Below are 15,154 nucleotides of genomic sequence, written 5' to 3'. Positions count from 1 at the left end.
TACGATTCGGGTCAGAGCCAGGGGGCGCGGCCCGCGGTGTCCGTGGTGTCGTCGCCGGGATACGGGTCGTCGGCCGTCTCCTCCTCGAGGGCTTCGAGTGCCGGGTACGCCGGCTCACCGTCGGCCTCGGCGTCGACGTCGGGTTCGTCGTCGGGGCCGCCGTCGGTGGTCGCGTCGCCGACGAGTTCCTCGAGCGGCGAGGTATTGGGGTCGAACGCGAACAGCGCGGTGACGACGAGGACGGCCAGCGGGGCGTTGCCGAAGGGCATCCCGAGCAGCGAGAGCGGCAGCAGGCCGAGGGCGACGGCGCTGCCGAAGCGGAAGCGATCGATGTCCATGTACTCGCGGAGGTAGGGACTGCCGAGGGCGATCGAGAGCGCGAAGCCGACGCCGACAGCCGCCGAGAGGGTGGCGTTGGCCACGAGCGCCGGGTCCTCGAGCAGGGCGAACGATGCGCCGGCGGGCTCGAGACTGGCGACGAGGCCGAGGACGATGATGACGCCGGGGCTCGGCAGGTACTCGCCGACGGTCGCGCTCGCCGTTTTGGCGGCGATGGCGGCGATGACGACGGCGGCGAACCGTTTGAAGGTGTCGATGGCGAGAACGCTCTCGATGGCGGGTGCCAGCGCGGCCTGGACGGCGGCGAGGACGATCAACGGCAGCCCAACGAGGAGGACGATCGCCGCCTGTTCGCGGGGCGTACCCTCCATGTCCGCGAGGATCACCGCGACGGTGGCGCTCCCGCCGAAGATGAGCAGGCCGACCTGGAACGCGCCGACGGGATCGTCGAGCGCGCCCGCGAGGATGAGTGCGGGAAAGATACCGTCGATCAGGGGCAGCCCCATCACGAGTGCGAGTAGCTTGGCGTCACCGCCGACTAACCGCTCGAGACGAAGGGCGACCGGGTGCTGTGACGTGCTCATCGGTTACGAACGATGGCCGTCCCCCTGGGCCGACAGGTGGTGAGACGAACGGTCCGACACGGGCTGGCCCGAGACGAGCCAGTCGAGCGACCGTTTAAAAGCCTGCACTGTGAATGTGAAGTTCCCGAAGTTGAACGCGGTGACGAAGTCGTCGCTCGTCTGACCGGCAATCCGGGCCTCACTGGCATTCACAGTGCTCATGACAGGTTCGAGTACTCGTTTGACAATAAATATTGCGTGGGAAGTGGGGGCACACGGCGAGGGCAGAGACACGCGGCATGGCGAGGGTGGAGACACGCGGCACGATGAGGAGTGGGGCCGGGCGAGCGGATCGCTCCCACGGGACGGTCCGTCTCGCAACGTTTTTCCCGCACGCCGTCCGACGGTTTACATGGCGAACGACGTTCCCGAGCACGAGCCCTATTCTTCGAAACTCCAGGTACCGGAAGCGCTGACGTTCGACGACGTCCTGTTACGACCGAAAGAGAGCCGGGTCGAACCCGACGAGGCGGACCTCACCTCGCGCGTCTCGACGACCGTCGAGGTCTCGGTCCCCATCCTCTCGGCGGCGATGGACACCGTCACCGAGAGCGGGATGGCGATCGCGATGGCCCGCCACGGCGGCCTCGGCGTCATCCACCGGAACATGACGATCGACCAGATGGTCGAGGAGATCGAACGCGTCAAGAGCGCCGACGAACTGATCATCCCACTCGAGTCGGTCGTCACGGCCGATCCCGAAATGACGGTCACGGAGGTCGATGAAATGATGATCCGGGAAGGCGTCGGCGGCGCGCCCGTCGTCAACACCCGCGGGGAGGTGCTGGGGATCATCTCGAGTACGGACATCCGCCCACACCTCGAGGTCAACGAGGACGACCCGGTGACGGCGGCGATGACCGACGAGGTCATCACGGCACCCGAGGACGTCGACGCCCGCGAGGCGTTCGACATGATGTACGAGCACAAGATCGAACGGGTCCCGGTCGTCGACGAGGAGAAACTGCTCGTCGGCCTGGTCACGATGCAGGGCATCCTCCAGCGTCGGGAGTACAAACAGGCCGCTCGAGACGAGGCGGGGCGACTTCGCTGTGGCGTCGCCGTCAGCCCGTTCGAGCTAGATCGTGCGCGTGCAGCCGACGAGGCGGGTGCCGACGTGCTTTTCATCGACACCGCGCACGCGCACAACCTGAACGTGATCGACGGGGCTCGCGAGATCAAATCGGAGGTCGACGCGGACGTCGTCGTCGGCAACGTCGGCACGCGAGAGGCGGCTGCCGACCTCGTCGACTTCGCCGACGGCATCAAGGTCGGAATCGGTCCGGGCTCGATCTGTACGACGCGGGTCGTCTCGGGGGCTGGGATGCCCCAGATCACGGCGGTCGCTCAGGTCGCCGACGTCGCGGCAGAACACGACGTGCCGGTGATCGCCGACGGCGGCATTCGCTACTCCGGCGACGCGATCAAGGCGATTGCGGCCGGTGCGGACGCCGTCATGCTCGGATCGTACTTCGCGGGGACCGACGAGGCCCCCGGTCGGGTCGTCACGATGAACGGCAAGAAGTACAAGCAGTATCGCGGCATGGGGAGCGTCGGCGCGATGAAGTCGGGCGACGCGGATCGGTATCTCAAGGAGGATCCCGAGGACGACGAGGACTACGTCCCCGAGGGCGTCGAGGCCGCCACGCCGTACAAGGGAACGCTCCGGTCCGAGCTCCACCAGCTCGCCGGCGGCATGCAGTCGGGGATGGGGTACGTCGGCGCCGGAACGATCCCAGAGTTCAAGGAGCGTTCGGAGTTCGTCCGGGTCTCCTCGGCCGGCCAGGCCGAGGGACACGCCCACGACGTCGTCATCACCGACGAGGCGCCGAACTACTCGCCGAAGGGCGAGTGAGACTGTCGGCTGGGACGGTTTACTAAGGATCGTCGTCTCGAGGAGTCGATCACCGGTACGAGCCTCCAACCATCGTGAGAACGTATTCGAGCGATCACCCCAGCGTCGGCGGTCGTCGAGAAAGGTAACACATACGGTCGTTCGACACCGAGCAATGTTTGTGAATCGTCGCACGGTACTCGGATCCGCCAGTGCGCTCGCAGCGGTGGGGCTGGCTGGCTGCGTGGGGAACGTTCAGCAGCTGGCCGAAGGCTTCCTTCAGAGTCCGGTCCCCATCGAGATCTACAACGAGGGCAACGAGTACCACAACGTCTACCTGGTGGCCCACGAGGTCGAGTCGGGCCGCCAGAGCTACGACCAGGGCTTTTCTATCACACCGGGTGAGCGCGTTATCCCGGAGCACCTCTCACCGGTCGAACAACGCCTGCGAGTCATCAAACTAGAGGGCGCGCTCGGGTCGGACTTCGGCGACGAGGAGTTCGACGAGGACGACGTCGAGGAGCTCGAGGAAGTCGAGATCACGCCGGAGACTCGGATCGTTCTGATTCGGCTCCAGGACGACGGCCTCGAGGTCGACGTCCAGCAGCGAGAGCGCGAGAGCAGTTGACCGTCACGACTGTCTCCCGGCCGACGAACACTTATGAACGAACGTGTGTTCTGAGAGAACATGAACCGTCGAGCGGTCGTCGCGAGCGTCGGAAGTCTCACTCTCGCCGGACTGGCTGGCTGTCTCGGGGTCGTCGGATTCGACGAACACGAGGCGTCGCCGGGCGGCGTCGACGCCACGGCGCTCGAGGAGACGGGATACGAGCGCACGGCCGTCGAGGAACTCGCCGTCGAGGAGGACGTCGGCGCTCTGGGCTACTCCGAGCGGATCGTCGTTCGAAACCACATGACCGACCACGAGAAAGCTGTCAACCTCGGGCCGCTTGGCAGCCAGCGCGCCGCAGTGTTCGCCGTCCTCACGACCCCGAAGATCGGGGTCGTGGGACGGAACGTCAACCCCGTCGAAGAGATGTCGACCGCCGAGCTCGTCGAGCTGGTCGCGAGCAACTACGACGACGTCGGCGACGTCAGCCACGAAGCCGACGAGACGGTGACGATCCTCGAGCAATCGACGACGCAGTCTCAGTTCACCGCCGACGCGGCCTTCGACGGCTCGCCACTCGAGGTCGCCCTCCACGTTACCGAGGCCGTCGAGACCGATGACGACCTGTTCGTAACCATCGGCGTCTACCCTGAGCAGGTGGCGTTCGAAGAGGAGGAAAACGTCCGCGAACTCGCGGAGGCGGTCGTTGAAGACGGGAACCGGTGACGCCGCCGGACTGGTCGTCGGTCGTGTCGTCGACCGTCTGGTCGTCCAAAGACGGGAACCAGTGACGCCGTCGAACTCCTCGATGGAATCGGACGAGGGCTCGAGTGCGACTCAGTAGCCCACGACGTTTCCGTCCTTCCGTGGCTCGGTGGCACCCGACAGCGTCTTCTCTCGCCGGCGGACGAGCTGAGCGCCGCCGAACAGCGTCGGCGGGAGGACGCGCACGTCGTGTCCTCGTCTGGCGAGCGCAGCGGCGTTCGGCAGTCGTTCCTCAACGCCGAGGGCGCCGTCCTCGCGGTAGCGCCATCGGGGCGCGTCGAGGGCCGCCTGCTCGCTCATCCCGTAGTCGATCAGGTTCGAGAGCACCTGGACGTGGCCCTGGGGTTGCATGTAGCCACCCATGACGCCGAACGCCGCCCAGTCGTCGGCGTCGAGTCGGGCGATCGCCGGCACGAGGGTGTGGAACGGCCGCTTGCCCGGCTCGAGTCGATTCGGGTGGTCGGGATCGAGCGAGAACGACGCGCCACGGTTTTGCAGGGCGATGCCGGTCTCGCCCGCGACGAGCCCGCTGCCGAAACCCGCGAAGCGGGAGTTGATGTACGAGACGAGGTTGCCCTCCGCGTCGCCGACGGTCAGCAAGACGGTGTCAGCATCCTCCGCCGCGCGCGTCGGGACGCCGACTTCGGGATCGCGGATCGGCGAGTCGCCGATCGCCGTCGCGCGCTCTCTGGCGTACGCCTTCGAGCCGAGGGGTGGGATCTCCTCGTACTCGGGGTCAGTGACGTAGTGGTGGCCGTCGACGAACGCCAGCTTCATCGCCTCGGCGAAGGCGTGGACTCGTTCGGGCGAGTCGTAGGGATGCTCGCCCGCGCCGATCTCTTCTGCGATGTTCAGCGCCTCGAGCGCGATCAGCCCCTGGTTGTTCGGCGGCAGTTCGAAAATCTCCGCGCCGTTGTAGGTGGTGCTCACGGGCTCGAGGAACTCGGGTTCGAACGCCGCGAGGTCCTCGACGGTCAGAAAGCCACCCTTCGACTGGACGGCTTCGGCGATTGCCTCGGCGATCTCGCCCTCGTAGACGACGTCTGCGCCCGCTTCGGCGATCAGTTGTATGGACTCGCCGAGTCGGGGCAGTCGCACCGTCTGGCCCGGCTCCGGAGCCTCGCCGTCGAACAGGTACGCTTCGCGGGCGTGTTCGTCGCTAAAGAGCTCGGTCGCCCCCTGCCAGTAATAAGAGATGGCCTCCGAGACGGGGTAGCCCTCGAGGGCGTACTCGATCGCAGGTTCGAGCACGTCGCCTAGGCTCAGCCGACCGAGTTCCTCGACGGTCGTCTCCCAGCCGCGGGCGGTGCCCGGAACGGTGACTGCGTGCGGGCCGAGGAAGGGCATCTCGAGGTCGTCGGCGCCCGTCGCCTCGTCGACGGCGTAGCCGCGGGATTCAGGGTAGTACGCCGAGGGGTCGTCGGCCGTCTCGAGGGCGCGTTTCACGTTCTCGATCGTCGCGTCAGCGGGTGCGCCCCCGCAGGCGCGCATCGCGCCGACCTCGCCGTCGGCGGTGCGGTAGAGCGCGAAGACGTCGCCGCCCAGCCCCGTGGAGGTGGGCTCGACGACGTTGAGCGCGGCGGCCGTCGCGACGGCTGCGTCGAAGGCGTTGCCGCCGGTCCGCAGGATTTCGAGGCCGGCTTCCGCCGCGAGGGGCTGGCTGGTCGCAACCATCCCGCGGTTGGCGTAGACGGTCGAGCGCCTCGAGTCGAATCGGTCGAGGTCGTAGTCCATACCCACCGGTTCGAAGAGGAGTGTCTAAAACGCGGCCCTCGAGGCAGGGGAGGTGTGATACTCGGCTGTCGTGTCCGTTCTACGTTCGAATTGAATGCTGAAGGCGATAATAAAAACTCATACTGATAGGGGTATACCCATATTTATGAACGTCGGTGCCGGGCTCTTACTATTTTTTGTCGGATTCGTCTGCTTTCGATGGCCAGCAGCACTGCTCCACTATAGTATGATGCTCGATGAGAGTGCATTATCCGACAATGTAAGGGATATCATCCAGCTGCTCGGCATCCTGTGTATGATCGTCGGCTTCGGTGTCTCCCTTTTTTCGATGGCTACTTCCAGATTTGGTATTTGACGACAGTGGTTTAGGGTGGATTCTGCCTATCGATACCGTATTCAGCGCCCCGCTCGAACGTGTAGCGAGCGGATGGATCATCGATTTCGACGTGTAACAAACGCAGTCGTTGTGCTAAACTCATTCTCTGTATCTTGCACGCGCTGTCTGACAGCTACTGGACAGGTTGAGCGAAGCGTGCGAGATACAGGGCGCGAACGCGCCACGAGATACAACGTGCCTTGCGAGGATGGTGCTCGGTCAGAACAGGTTACGAGTTTATGTTTTCCGGACAGAGAACCGAAGAAACAAGCTCTTGAAACATAACTACCTACTCAATGATAGAATGGTTTGGAGGGGGACAAAACGTTATCAGTCTGCTTATTCCAGTGATCGGGATTTGTATTCTCTTGATTGCATCCAAAATCACCGATACGAATCGTGGTGGGCGGTACTTTCTACCGGCGTTTGTACTGTGGTTTAGTTACCGAGTATTGATTGGGCTTGAACAAGGTACCCTTGTTTCGTTCCCCCAGCCAGCCGGAATGATCAGTGCGATTTTGCTGTTAATTGGATTTATGAGCGCAATGTTCTACGGACTCTATGCCGTGTGGAAAGAACGAGATCCGTTTGTATCTCGAGTGTGAAGTCCTCTTTCTGGGCAGAGACGTATCCGATACATTCGAATTCAGTAGTCTGATTGGTCACCGAATTTGGCGTGAACGAAACGGAGTCGTTCTGGTGCATACACTCTCTATAGTCAGCAGACCAACCTTGACAACACCCGTCGGGACCGAGTGTCGCCGCCACAACTGTGCTCTGTACTGATCGGAGTGTCCGTTCACTTGATGGGCGACGTGGTCGTGGAACGACTGGTCGGTGCCCGGCAGCGCGATCTCACTGCGCGGACGGCTCGGACGCAACGTTCACGTCCGCTCGCACGAAGCCTCGAGTAGCGTATGTCTGACGGGCCACAGCTCCCGGGCGTCGACCGTGAGGACGGCGAGGATCGCATCGTCCTCCACGTCGACGCCGACTGCTTCTACGCCTCCTGTGAGCGCCTCCGCGAGCCCGACCTCGAGGGTGAGCCCGTCGTCGTCGGCATGGGGTACGAACCCGGCGAGACGGTCGGCGCGGTCGCCACGGCGAGCTACGAGGCCCGCGAATTCGGCGTCGAGAGCGCCCAGCCGATCTCGCAGGCGCTCGAGCGGCTGCCTCGTCGCGTCGACGTCGCGGACGACCCCGATCTCACGCTCGAGGAGACCGGCCACTACCGGCCCGTCGACAGAGAGTATTACAAGGACGTCGCGGCCGGGGTCAGGGAGATTCTCCACGACTGCGCCGACGTCGTCCGCGAGGTGAGCATCGACGAGGCCTACCTCGACGTCACCGAGCGAACGGCGTGGACGGTCGCCGACGGCTTCGCCCGCCACGTCAAAGACCGCATCCGCCGCGAGGTCGGCGTCACCGTGAGCGTCGGCGTCGCGCCAACGATGAGCGCGGCGAAGATCGCGAGCGACTTCGAGAAGCCAGACGGCCTCACCGTCGTTCGGCCGGGGGAGGTTCGGTCGTTCCTGGCGCCCCTCGAGGTCGAACTGCTCCACGGCGTCGGTCCCGTCACCGCCCGCGAGCTTCGGGGGATGGGCCTCGAGACGGCGGCCGACGTCGCCGACGCCGATCCGCGACAGCTCACAGAACGATTCGGTGAGCGGGGCCGGGAGCTGTACGACCGCGCCCGCGGCGAGGACGATCGGCAAGTCGAGCCGAGGGGCCGACCGAAGAGCTTCTCGCGTGAGTCGGCGTTCGACGCAGCCGTCGAGGAGCCAGGCCCGAAACGCGAGCGGGTCGAGACGCTCGCCGCCGCGGTCGCCGACCGGGCGCGTCGAGAGGGCGCCCTCTACCGGACCGTCGGGGTGAAAGCCGTCACGCCGCCGTACGACGTGCACACGCGCGAACGGTCGCTCTCCGGCCCCGTCGACGACCCCGACCTCGTCACGGAGCTCGCGCTCGAGCTCTTCGAGGAGTTCGCCACCCGTCGTGTGCGGAAACTCGGCGTTCGGCTCGCCAACCTCGAGTTCGATGCGGCCGATCAGAGCCGGCTGGACGGCTGGTCGGACGTCACGTCGGGCGAAACGACCCCGAATAGGAATGGGACGACGGTCGACCGGAACCGAGAGGAGCGAGTCAGCGGACAGACCTCACTCGAGGACTTCCCCTGACCGCGGTCGTCTCTCGAGGGTGACACGGCCCCACGAGTCATCGGAAACATTGAAATTATAGTCCCCGTATGCGTACTTCCGGGCAAGACGACGCGCTCGACGACCATTATGACAGATGACTTCTACGACCTGCTCGACGTTCCCCCGGACGCCACCCAGGAGGAAATCAAGGAGGCGTTTCGAACGCAGGTCCGTATCTATCATCCCGATCTCAACGACGACGATCGCGCACAGGCCCAGTTTACCGTTCTCAAGAAGGCCTACGACATCTTGGGCGATCCGGTCGAGCGCCAGGCGTACGACCGACTCGGCCACGCAGCGTACGTCTCGAAACGGACCTCCGGGCTCCCGTCGGCCGACCTCTGGCGACGCGAGCCGACCGACGAAGACGACGCAGTAACCGATCGGTCGACGTCGACGTCGACGTCGACGAGCGAACGGGCGGGCACCGACTCACGGACCACGGAGGCCACGAGCAGCCAGTCGCGCTCGAGTGCCACGCGCGATGCGAGTTCGGCTGGCGCGTCGAGTTCGAGAGACACTGCCTCGGAAGCACACGCGGCCGGGGCAACGGGAACAGCCACGTCGTCGCGTACCGCAACGGGGACGTCCACGTCGTCGCGTACCGCAACGGGGACGGCGACGGGTGACGGTCGCGCGACTCGAACGGCGAGCACCGCGACGAGCGAACGCCGGTCGTCGTCGGCCGGTGGGCGCACCTCGCTCGAGGCGTTCGTCCAGTGGTGGCACGGCAAGAACTTCGCGTGGCCGCTGATCTGGCTCGCGGCGCTGACTTACCTCACTGGGCTCGTTCACTTCGGGCTGGAGAACGCGGCCTCGCTGCGGACGCTCGGCGCCGAGCTCGCCGCTGTCGGCGTCGCCCCGGCGGCCATTTGGGCGGTGCTGTCGGAGAGCCGTTACGGCATCGACGTGCCGGCGGAGTTCGTCGCGACCGCCGAACCCGTGGCGTTGCCGCTGTCGCCGCTTGCGTGGTACGTCGTCCTCGCGGGTGCCGTCGCCACGTCGTTGCTCCTCGTGCTCAGCGCACGCCTCCTCTGGCGGCGGGACACGTGGGGGCCGATCACCTTCGACGAGACGATCGTGATCGCGCTCGCGCTCGGGGCGACGAGTTTCGCCGGCGGCGGTCCGCTGCTCACCGGGATCGTCCTCTTGCCGCTTCTGTTCGGCGTGATCGTCTACCGAACCCGCCAGCTCCCGGGCTGGGCGCCGTCGTACGGCTACGTGGTCGCTGTCTGTGCCCCGCTGGTCGCGCTCGTGGCCGGCGTGGTCGGCTACGCGTCGCTCCCGACCGACCTCGTCGCTTTCGTCGTCCTCCCCCTGGCTGGCGCGTTCGGGCTGCCGATCAGGGTGCAGGTTCGAAAGCGGGTCGGTCGGTAGGGGCGCTCGAGCGTGGGTCGTCGCCTCGGGAACGGCGCGAGCGCTCGTGCGGACGAGTCAGGAACGTTTTCGGTCGTGACAGTCGAACGGTGTTCCATGGACGACCTTCTGGTCTACGGCTCGTACGGCTACACCGGCCGCCTGGTCGCGCGGGAAGCGGTCTCGAGGGGTGGCGCACCCGTCCTCGCGGGCCGGAACCGGGACCGAGTTCGTGACCAGGCCGACGAACTCGGCCTCGAGTGGCGGGCGTTCGACCTCGAGGACGCGGACGAGCACGTCGGCGACTTCGACGCCGTGTGCAACTGCGCCGGGCCGTTCGTCGACACCGCTTCGCCGATGGTCGAGGCGTGTCTCGAGGCCGGGACGGACTATCTCGACGTCACGGGCGAGGTGGACGTGCTCGCCGCCCTGGCGAGACTCGACGAGGCGGCCACCGAAGCAGGGGTGACGCTCCTGCCGGGCGTCGGCTTCGACGTCACGCCCTCGGACTGTCTGGCCGCCTTCCTCCACGAGACGTTCCCGTCGGCTGAGAGCCTCGCGGTCGGGATCAGTGGCTGGGGCTCGCTCACGGCAGGAACGCTCCGGACGGGCCTTCGGAACGTTGGCGACGGTGGCGTGATCCGCCGGAACGGGAAGCTGCTGCGCGTGCCGACGGCGGCCGACACCCGCGCGTTCGACTTCGGCTCGGGACCGACGGCGACCGTCGCGGTCCCCCTCGGCGACGTCGTCACCGCCTACCACAGCACCGGCATCGGGACGATCGCGACCTACATCGACCTCCCCTGGCCGCTGATCCGGACGATGGCCGTCGGCCGCCCGTTCGAGCCCGTCCTCGCCACCCGCCCGGTCAGACGCGGCCTCGAGCGGCTCGTCGACGCGGTCGCCGAGGGGCCGGACGAGGCCGAACGGGAAACGGGGCGGCCGACGATCCAGGCCGAGGTGTGCGTCGACGACCGGATCGAACGGGCCCGCGTTCGAACGCCGAATACGTACGCGCTGACGGCCGACGCGATCGTGAGCGCCGCAACGCGGGTGCTGGCAGGGGAGGCCCCGGCGGGATATCGGACGCCAGCGACGGCGTTCGGCCACGGATTCGTCCTCGACCTCGAGGGCGTCGAGCGCGAACGGCTGCCGCCGCTGTCCCGCTCGAGCGACTCCTGACGTCGGTCCGACGAGACGCGGCGACGATTGTGCTTGGGAACGGAGATCGGCACACGCCGTGCGGGCGAGCACCGGCCACGGCCGACGAGCGACGCCGGTACTCGAGCGTCGAGGGCAGACACTGACAGACAATCCAGTACAGGATCGTGGGATCGCTGACTGCGGTGGTGAGACGGTACCAGGTGTGGCGCCCACAGCGGCTACCGGTCGGTCACGCATTGCAACGTCGTCGGCAACTGCGAAAACCGCACCAGTTACGTACATTTTCGTACCAGCCGTCGATCGACGAGAGGCGACGTGAATCCATGACAGACGACATCGACGACGTTCCAGACTGGACGATCGCGGGTGAGTTCTTCGAAGCGTGCAACTGTGCGCCGCCGTGTCAGTGCCTCTACTTCGAACTCCCGGACGACGGCGTCTGTACCGGGGCGTTGTTCTGGCACATCGAGGACGGGTCGTACGGTGATGCAGACGTGAGCGGCCTCACCGTCGGCCTCCTCCTGTACGAACAGGGCGTCCTCCTCGAGGGTGGCTGGGACACCGTGGTCCTCATCGACGAGGCGGCGACTGCAGAACAGACCGAGGCGCTCGAATCCATCTTCCTGGGTCGAGCTGGCGGCCTACTGGGCGCCGTCGCCGACCTCGTCGACGAGGTGAAAGCCGTCAGTCGCGTGCCGATCACTTACTCGGCCGAAGACGGACGCGTCTCGATGGCAGCCGGTGACGTCGTGACGGTCGAACTCGACACACTCGAGGGATTCGGAGACGTCCCCGGGGAGGTTTCACCCCACCCGCTCACGCCGCCGACGGAACGGGCAACGACCGGGACGTCCTCGACGGCAACCGTTTCCTACGACGAGCAGTTCTCCTGGGACGTGTCCGGAAACAACGCCTACCTCGGCGAGTTCGAGTACGGAAACGGGTGACCACGGGGAACGATGGCCGAGCCCCATCCACACGGTCGGCGACTCGGACGGCTCCCGATAGCCGTCCTCGTCGCGTTCACGGCGTCGGTGTTCGCCTGGCTCACCCTGGTCAACCACTGGCTCCCGATGCCGGGCGGCGAGAGCCACGATCACGGTGCAAGCGACCACGGCACGCACGACCACAGCACGCACGACCACAGCACGCACGACCACAGTACACACGACCACGGCACGGGCGAATCCGCGATGGCGATGACCGATCCCGGCGTTCCCGAGGCGATGGCGCTGGCGAACGGCGTCTCCGGGATCGGGCTCTACCTGCTCATGTGGGGCGTCATGATGATCGCGATGATGTACCCGTCGACGATTCCCCTGTTCCGACTGTACGAGGGGACGCTCCGAGACGCACCGACCACCGAACGACTCCCGAAACTCGGCGCGTTCATGGGGACGTACGCGGTGGTGTGGGGACTCACCGGTATCGTGCCGCTCCTGGTGAACTGGTTCGTCCCGATCGCCCCCATCGCGGCCGGCAACGAAGCGCTTCTCCTCGGTGCGTCGTTACTGGTGCTGGGGTCGTACCAGGTTTCGCCGTACAAACAGCAGTGTCTTGATTACTGTCGATCGCCGCTGGGATTTCTCACGGCCCACCACCGCCCCGGCGTCTCGGGTGCGATCCGTTTGAGCGGCCGGTTTAGCGTCTTCTGCATCGGCTGTTGCTGGGCACTGATGGGACTCATGGTCGTCGTCGGATCGATGAACGTCCTCTGGATGGCGATCATCACGGTGGTACTCTCGCTCGAGCGCCTCGTCTCGTGGGGCCCACGACTGGCAACGGCCGTCGGCGTCCTCGCCGGGGGAGCCGGGATCGGGCTGCTCGTGCTTTCTCTCCCCGTAGCGTAGTGGTTCCACCGGCGCGAACGCGGCCTCGCTCGAGGATTCGAGCGGGCTATCACTCCACCGTGACGCTCTTCGCCAGGTTGCGCGGCTTGTCGATCGGCCGGCCGAGCAGGTCCGCGGCGTGGTAGGAGACCAGCTGGAGCTGGACGTTCGCGAGCAGCCCCGCGAGTTCCGGCTCGGTGTCGGGGATCTCGAGGTGGGCGTCGGCGATCTCGGTCGCGCGGTGGCCGTCCGGACAGATCGCGACGACCGGTGCCCCGCGGGTGCTGGCTTCCTCGGCGTTCTTCAGCGTCCGCTCGTCTTCCTGACCGGTGAAGATCGCGAACACGGGCGTCTTGGGCGTCACGAGCGCCAGCGGGCCGTGTTTGAGCTCGCCCGAGGCGAAGCCCTCGGCGTGTTCGTAGGTGATCTCTTTGAACTTCAGCGCCCCCTCGAGCGCGACGGGATAGCCGAGTCCGCGGCCGATGAAGAAGTACGACTCGTGGTCACGGTAGTGGCGGGCGATCCGTTCAGCGTCACTCTCCTCGAGCACGTCGTCGACCTGCTGGGGGAGGCGGGCGAGTGCGGGGAGGTACGACTCGAGGTCGTAGGGAGTCTCGCCGACGACGTCCCGGGTGAGCCGGTGGGCGAGGAGTTCGAGGACGACGGCCTGCGAGGAGAACGTCTTCGTCGCGGCGACGCCGATCTCCGGACCAGCGCGGATGAGCACGGAGTCGTCGGCCTGGCGGGCCGCCGTGGAGCCGACGACGTTCGTCACCGTCAGCGTCCGGGCGCCCTCCTCGGTCGCCTGCCGGAGCGCCGAGAGGGTGTCTGCAGTCTCGCCGCTCTGGCTGACCGCGATCACGAGCGTCTCCTCGTCGACCGGTGGCGCACAGACGCTGTACTCGTTGGCTAACAGCGCTCGGGCGGAGACGCCGGCGGCGTTCAACACGAGCGAGCCGTAGAGTGCTGCATGGTAAGACGTCCCACAGGCGATCAGCTGGACGGACGAGACGTCCTCGAACGTGCCGGGCTCGAATCCCTCGAGGTCGATCGCCCCGCGTTCGGGATCGATCCGCCCCTCGATGGTCTGGGCGAGCGAGGTCGGCTGCTCGTCGATCTCCTTGAGCATGAAGTGGTCGTACTCGCCTTTCCCCGTCTGTTCGGGGTCCCAGTCGACGGTCTCCAGGTCCCGGTCGACGGAATCGCCCTCGAGGTCGGTGAACTCGACGCCGTCGGGGTCGACGATCGCGACGTCGCCGTCTTCTAAGTAGGCGACGGTGTCGGTGTACTCGAGGAAGGCGGGGACGTCGCTGGCGAGGAAGAACTCCTCGCCCTCGACGCCGACGACCAGCGGCGAGCCCTGGCGGGCGGCGTAGAGGGTGTGTTCGCCCGACAGCATCACGGCGATGGCGTAGCTCCCCTCGAGTTCCTCGACCGCGCGCCGGAAGGCCGCCTCGTTCCCGTAGCCTTCGTCTACGTACTGCTGGATGAGGTGTGGGATGACCTCGGTGTCGGTGTCGCTCGTGAACTCGTGGCCCCGCGCCGAGAGCCGTTCTTTGAGCTCGGCGTAGTTCTCGATGATGCCGTTGTGGACGACCGCGACGTCCTCGGTCGAGTCGGTGTGCGGGTGAGCGTTCTCGTCGGTCGGCGGGCCGTGCGTACTCCACCGGGTGTGGCCGATACCGACCCGTCCCCGGAGCGGTCGGTCCTCGATCGACGCCTTTAGCTCGGAAACCCGGCCGGAGCGTTTCTGGATCTCGATTCCCGACCCGTTCTGAACGGCGACGCCCGCGGAGTCGTAGCCACGGTACTCGAGGTTCTCGAGGCCGGTGAGCAAGGTGTCGATCGCATCGCCGTTCCCGACGTGACCGATGATTCCACACATCAGCCGTTCACCCCGATTAGCACCCGGTTTCGACCGGTCCCGAAATTGGTCGAGCTGAAGCTGGAGGGCGAAGAGTCGGCGGTCGAATCCGACCTGAGCGCACCGCCGGTCGAACGCGATCCGAACGCGTCGCTATCGACGGGGTGTGACGTCGCCACACCCCACACTGCCAGCCCCCGCGACGCGGTCGATCGGTCGTCCGAGAGGTCCGTTCGAGACTGAAAACGCTGGACGAACATGATAGCACTCAGAGTCGCCCGACCCATTACTATAGACGGGCTAACGATGGCCGTAGTCTCGGTATAACACGGCAGCGACATTCGTCACCCGTACTGCCGTATCGAGGGGAGAATGCGCTATAGTGGGTGCGATAACGAAACGAACGTTGACTTTTCCGCACCTGCGTGCCGGTGCGATGGGCGGAACGTCAACACCACACGC

The 15,154-nt window shown here is 66.0% G+C and carries 13 protein-coding genes; 9 read left to right on the top strand and 4 right to left on the bottom strand.

Features of this window, described 5'->3' with window-relative positions; translation table 11 throughout:
- Positions 1–11 precede the first annotated feature (11 nt).
- Both NMQ09_RS10560 and NMQ09_RS21225 read right to left on the bottom strand, forming a co-directional pair.
- Positions 12–923: a DUF5794 domain-containing protein gene (locus NMQ09_RS10560; protein WP_255190543.1), complete on the bottom strand. Its 912-nt coding sequence runs from the start codon at positions 921–923 to the stop codon at positions 12–14.
- Between the two features lie 3 nt (positions 924–926).
- The gene (locus NMQ09_RS21225) at positions 927–1,124 is read right to left on the bottom strand and encodes a DUF8099 family protein (protein ID WP_486637481.1); all 198 of its coding nucleotides are present in this window, start codon (positions 1,122–1,124) and stop codon (positions 927–929) included.
- Positions 1,125–1,314: 190 nt separating this feature from the next.
- Between NMQ09_RS21225 and guaB the strand changes: the two genes are divergently transcribed.
- The 3 genes from guaB to NMQ09_RS10545 all read left to right on the top strand — a co-directional run bounded on the left by guaB (position 1,315) and on the right by NMQ09_RS10545 (position 4,132).
- Complete coding sequence (gene guaB, locus NMQ09_RS10555) at positions 1,315–2,817, top strand: IMP dehydrogenase (RefSeq protein WP_255190542.1); 1,503 nt, start codon at positions 1,315–1,317, stop codon at positions 2,815–2,817.
- Between the two features lie 160 nt (positions 2,818–2,977).
- Positions 2,978–3,424, top strand: a complete 447-nt coding sequence (locus NMQ09_RS10550) for a hypothetical protein (protein ID WP_255190541.1) — start codon at positions 2,978–2,980, stop codon at positions 3,422–3,424.
- A gap of 60 nt (positions 3,425–3,484) precedes the next feature.
- Positions 3,485–4,132 carry a DUF6517 family protein gene (locus tag NMQ09_RS10545; RefSeq protein ID WP_255190540.1) on the top strand — a complete coding sequence of 216 codons (648 nt, stop codon included), beginning with the start codon at positions 3,485–3,487 and terminating at the stop codon, positions 4,130–4,132.
- Between the two features lie 111 nt (positions 4,133–4,243).
- Here NMQ09_RS10545 and NMQ09_RS10540 read toward each other — a convergent pair whose 3' ends face one another.
- Positions 4,244–5,905 carry a gamma-glutamyltransferase family protein gene (locus tag NMQ09_RS10540; RefSeq protein ID WP_255190539.1) on the bottom strand — a complete coding sequence of 554 codons (1,662 nt, stop codon included), beginning with the start codon at positions 5,903–5,905 and terminating at the stop codon, positions 4,244–4,246.
- Between the two features lie 145 nt (positions 5,906–6,050).
- On the opposite strand from NMQ09_RS10540, the gene NMQ09_RS10535 reads away from it, so the two are divergent.
- The 6 genes from NMQ09_RS10535 to NMQ09_RS10510 all read left to right on the top strand — a co-directional run bounded on the left by NMQ09_RS10535 (position 6,051) and on the right by NMQ09_RS10510 (position 12,849).
- Positions 6,051–6,260 carry a hypothetical protein gene (locus NMQ09_RS10535; RefSeq protein ID WP_255190538.1) on the top strand — a complete coding sequence of 70 codons (210 nt, stop codon included), beginning with the start codon at positions 6,051–6,053 and terminating at the stop codon, positions 6,258–6,260.
- 938 nt (positions 6,261–7,198) lie between these two features.
- Entirely contained in the window at positions 7,199–8,458 is a 1,260-nt protein-coding gene (gene dinB, locus NMQ09_RS10530; protein ID WP_255190537.1) for a DNA polymerase IV, read from the top strand.
- A gap of 108 nt (positions 8,459–8,566) precedes the next feature.
- The gene (locus tag NMQ09_RS10525; protein WP_255190536.1) at positions 8,567–9,856 is read left to right on the top strand and encodes a J domain-containing protein; all 1,290 of its coding nucleotides are present in this window, start codon (positions 8,567–8,569) and stop codon (positions 9,854–9,856) included.
- Between the two features lie 96 nt (positions 9,857–9,952).
- Entirely contained in the window at positions 9,953–11,017 is a 1,065-nt protein-coding gene (locus NMQ09_RS10520) for a saccharopine dehydrogenase family protein (RefSeq protein WP_255194537.1), read from the top strand.
- A 305-nt stretch (positions 11,018–11,322) separates the two neighbouring features.
- Positions 11,323–11,946, top strand: coding sequence for a DUF1326 domain-containing protein (locus tag NMQ09_RS10515; RefSeq protein ID WP_255194536.1), 624 nt, complete (start codon positions 11,323–11,325; stop codon positions 11,944–11,946).
- Positions 11,947–11,958: 12 nt separating this feature from the next.
- Positions 11,959–12,849 carry a DUF2182 domain-containing protein gene (locus NMQ09_RS10510; protein ID WP_255194535.1) on the top strand — a complete coding sequence of 297 codons (891 nt, stop codon included), beginning with the start codon at positions 11,959–11,961 and terminating at the stop codon, positions 12,847–12,849.
- 49 nt (positions 12,850–12,898) lie between these two features.
- Here NMQ09_RS10510 and glmS read toward each other — a convergent pair whose 3' ends face one another.
- Positions 12,899–14,713 carry a glutamine--fructose-6-phosphate transaminase (isomerizing) gene (gene glmS / locus NMQ09_RS10505; protein ID WP_255194534.1) on the bottom strand — a complete coding sequence of 605 codons (1,815 nt, stop codon included), beginning with the start codon at positions 14,711–14,713 and terminating at the stop codon, positions 12,899–12,901.
- Positions 14,714–15,154 lie beyond the last annotated feature (441 nt).

The sequence above is a fragment of the Natronobeatus ordinarius genome (genome assembly GCF_024362485.1).
GTDB classification, from domain to species: Archaea; Halobacteriota; Halobacteria; order Halobacteriales; family Natrialbaceae; genus Natronobeatus; species Natronobeatus ordinarius.
Note: the sequence above shows the minus strand (reverse complement) of the source record. Positions and strands in the feature narration are given on the sequence as shown.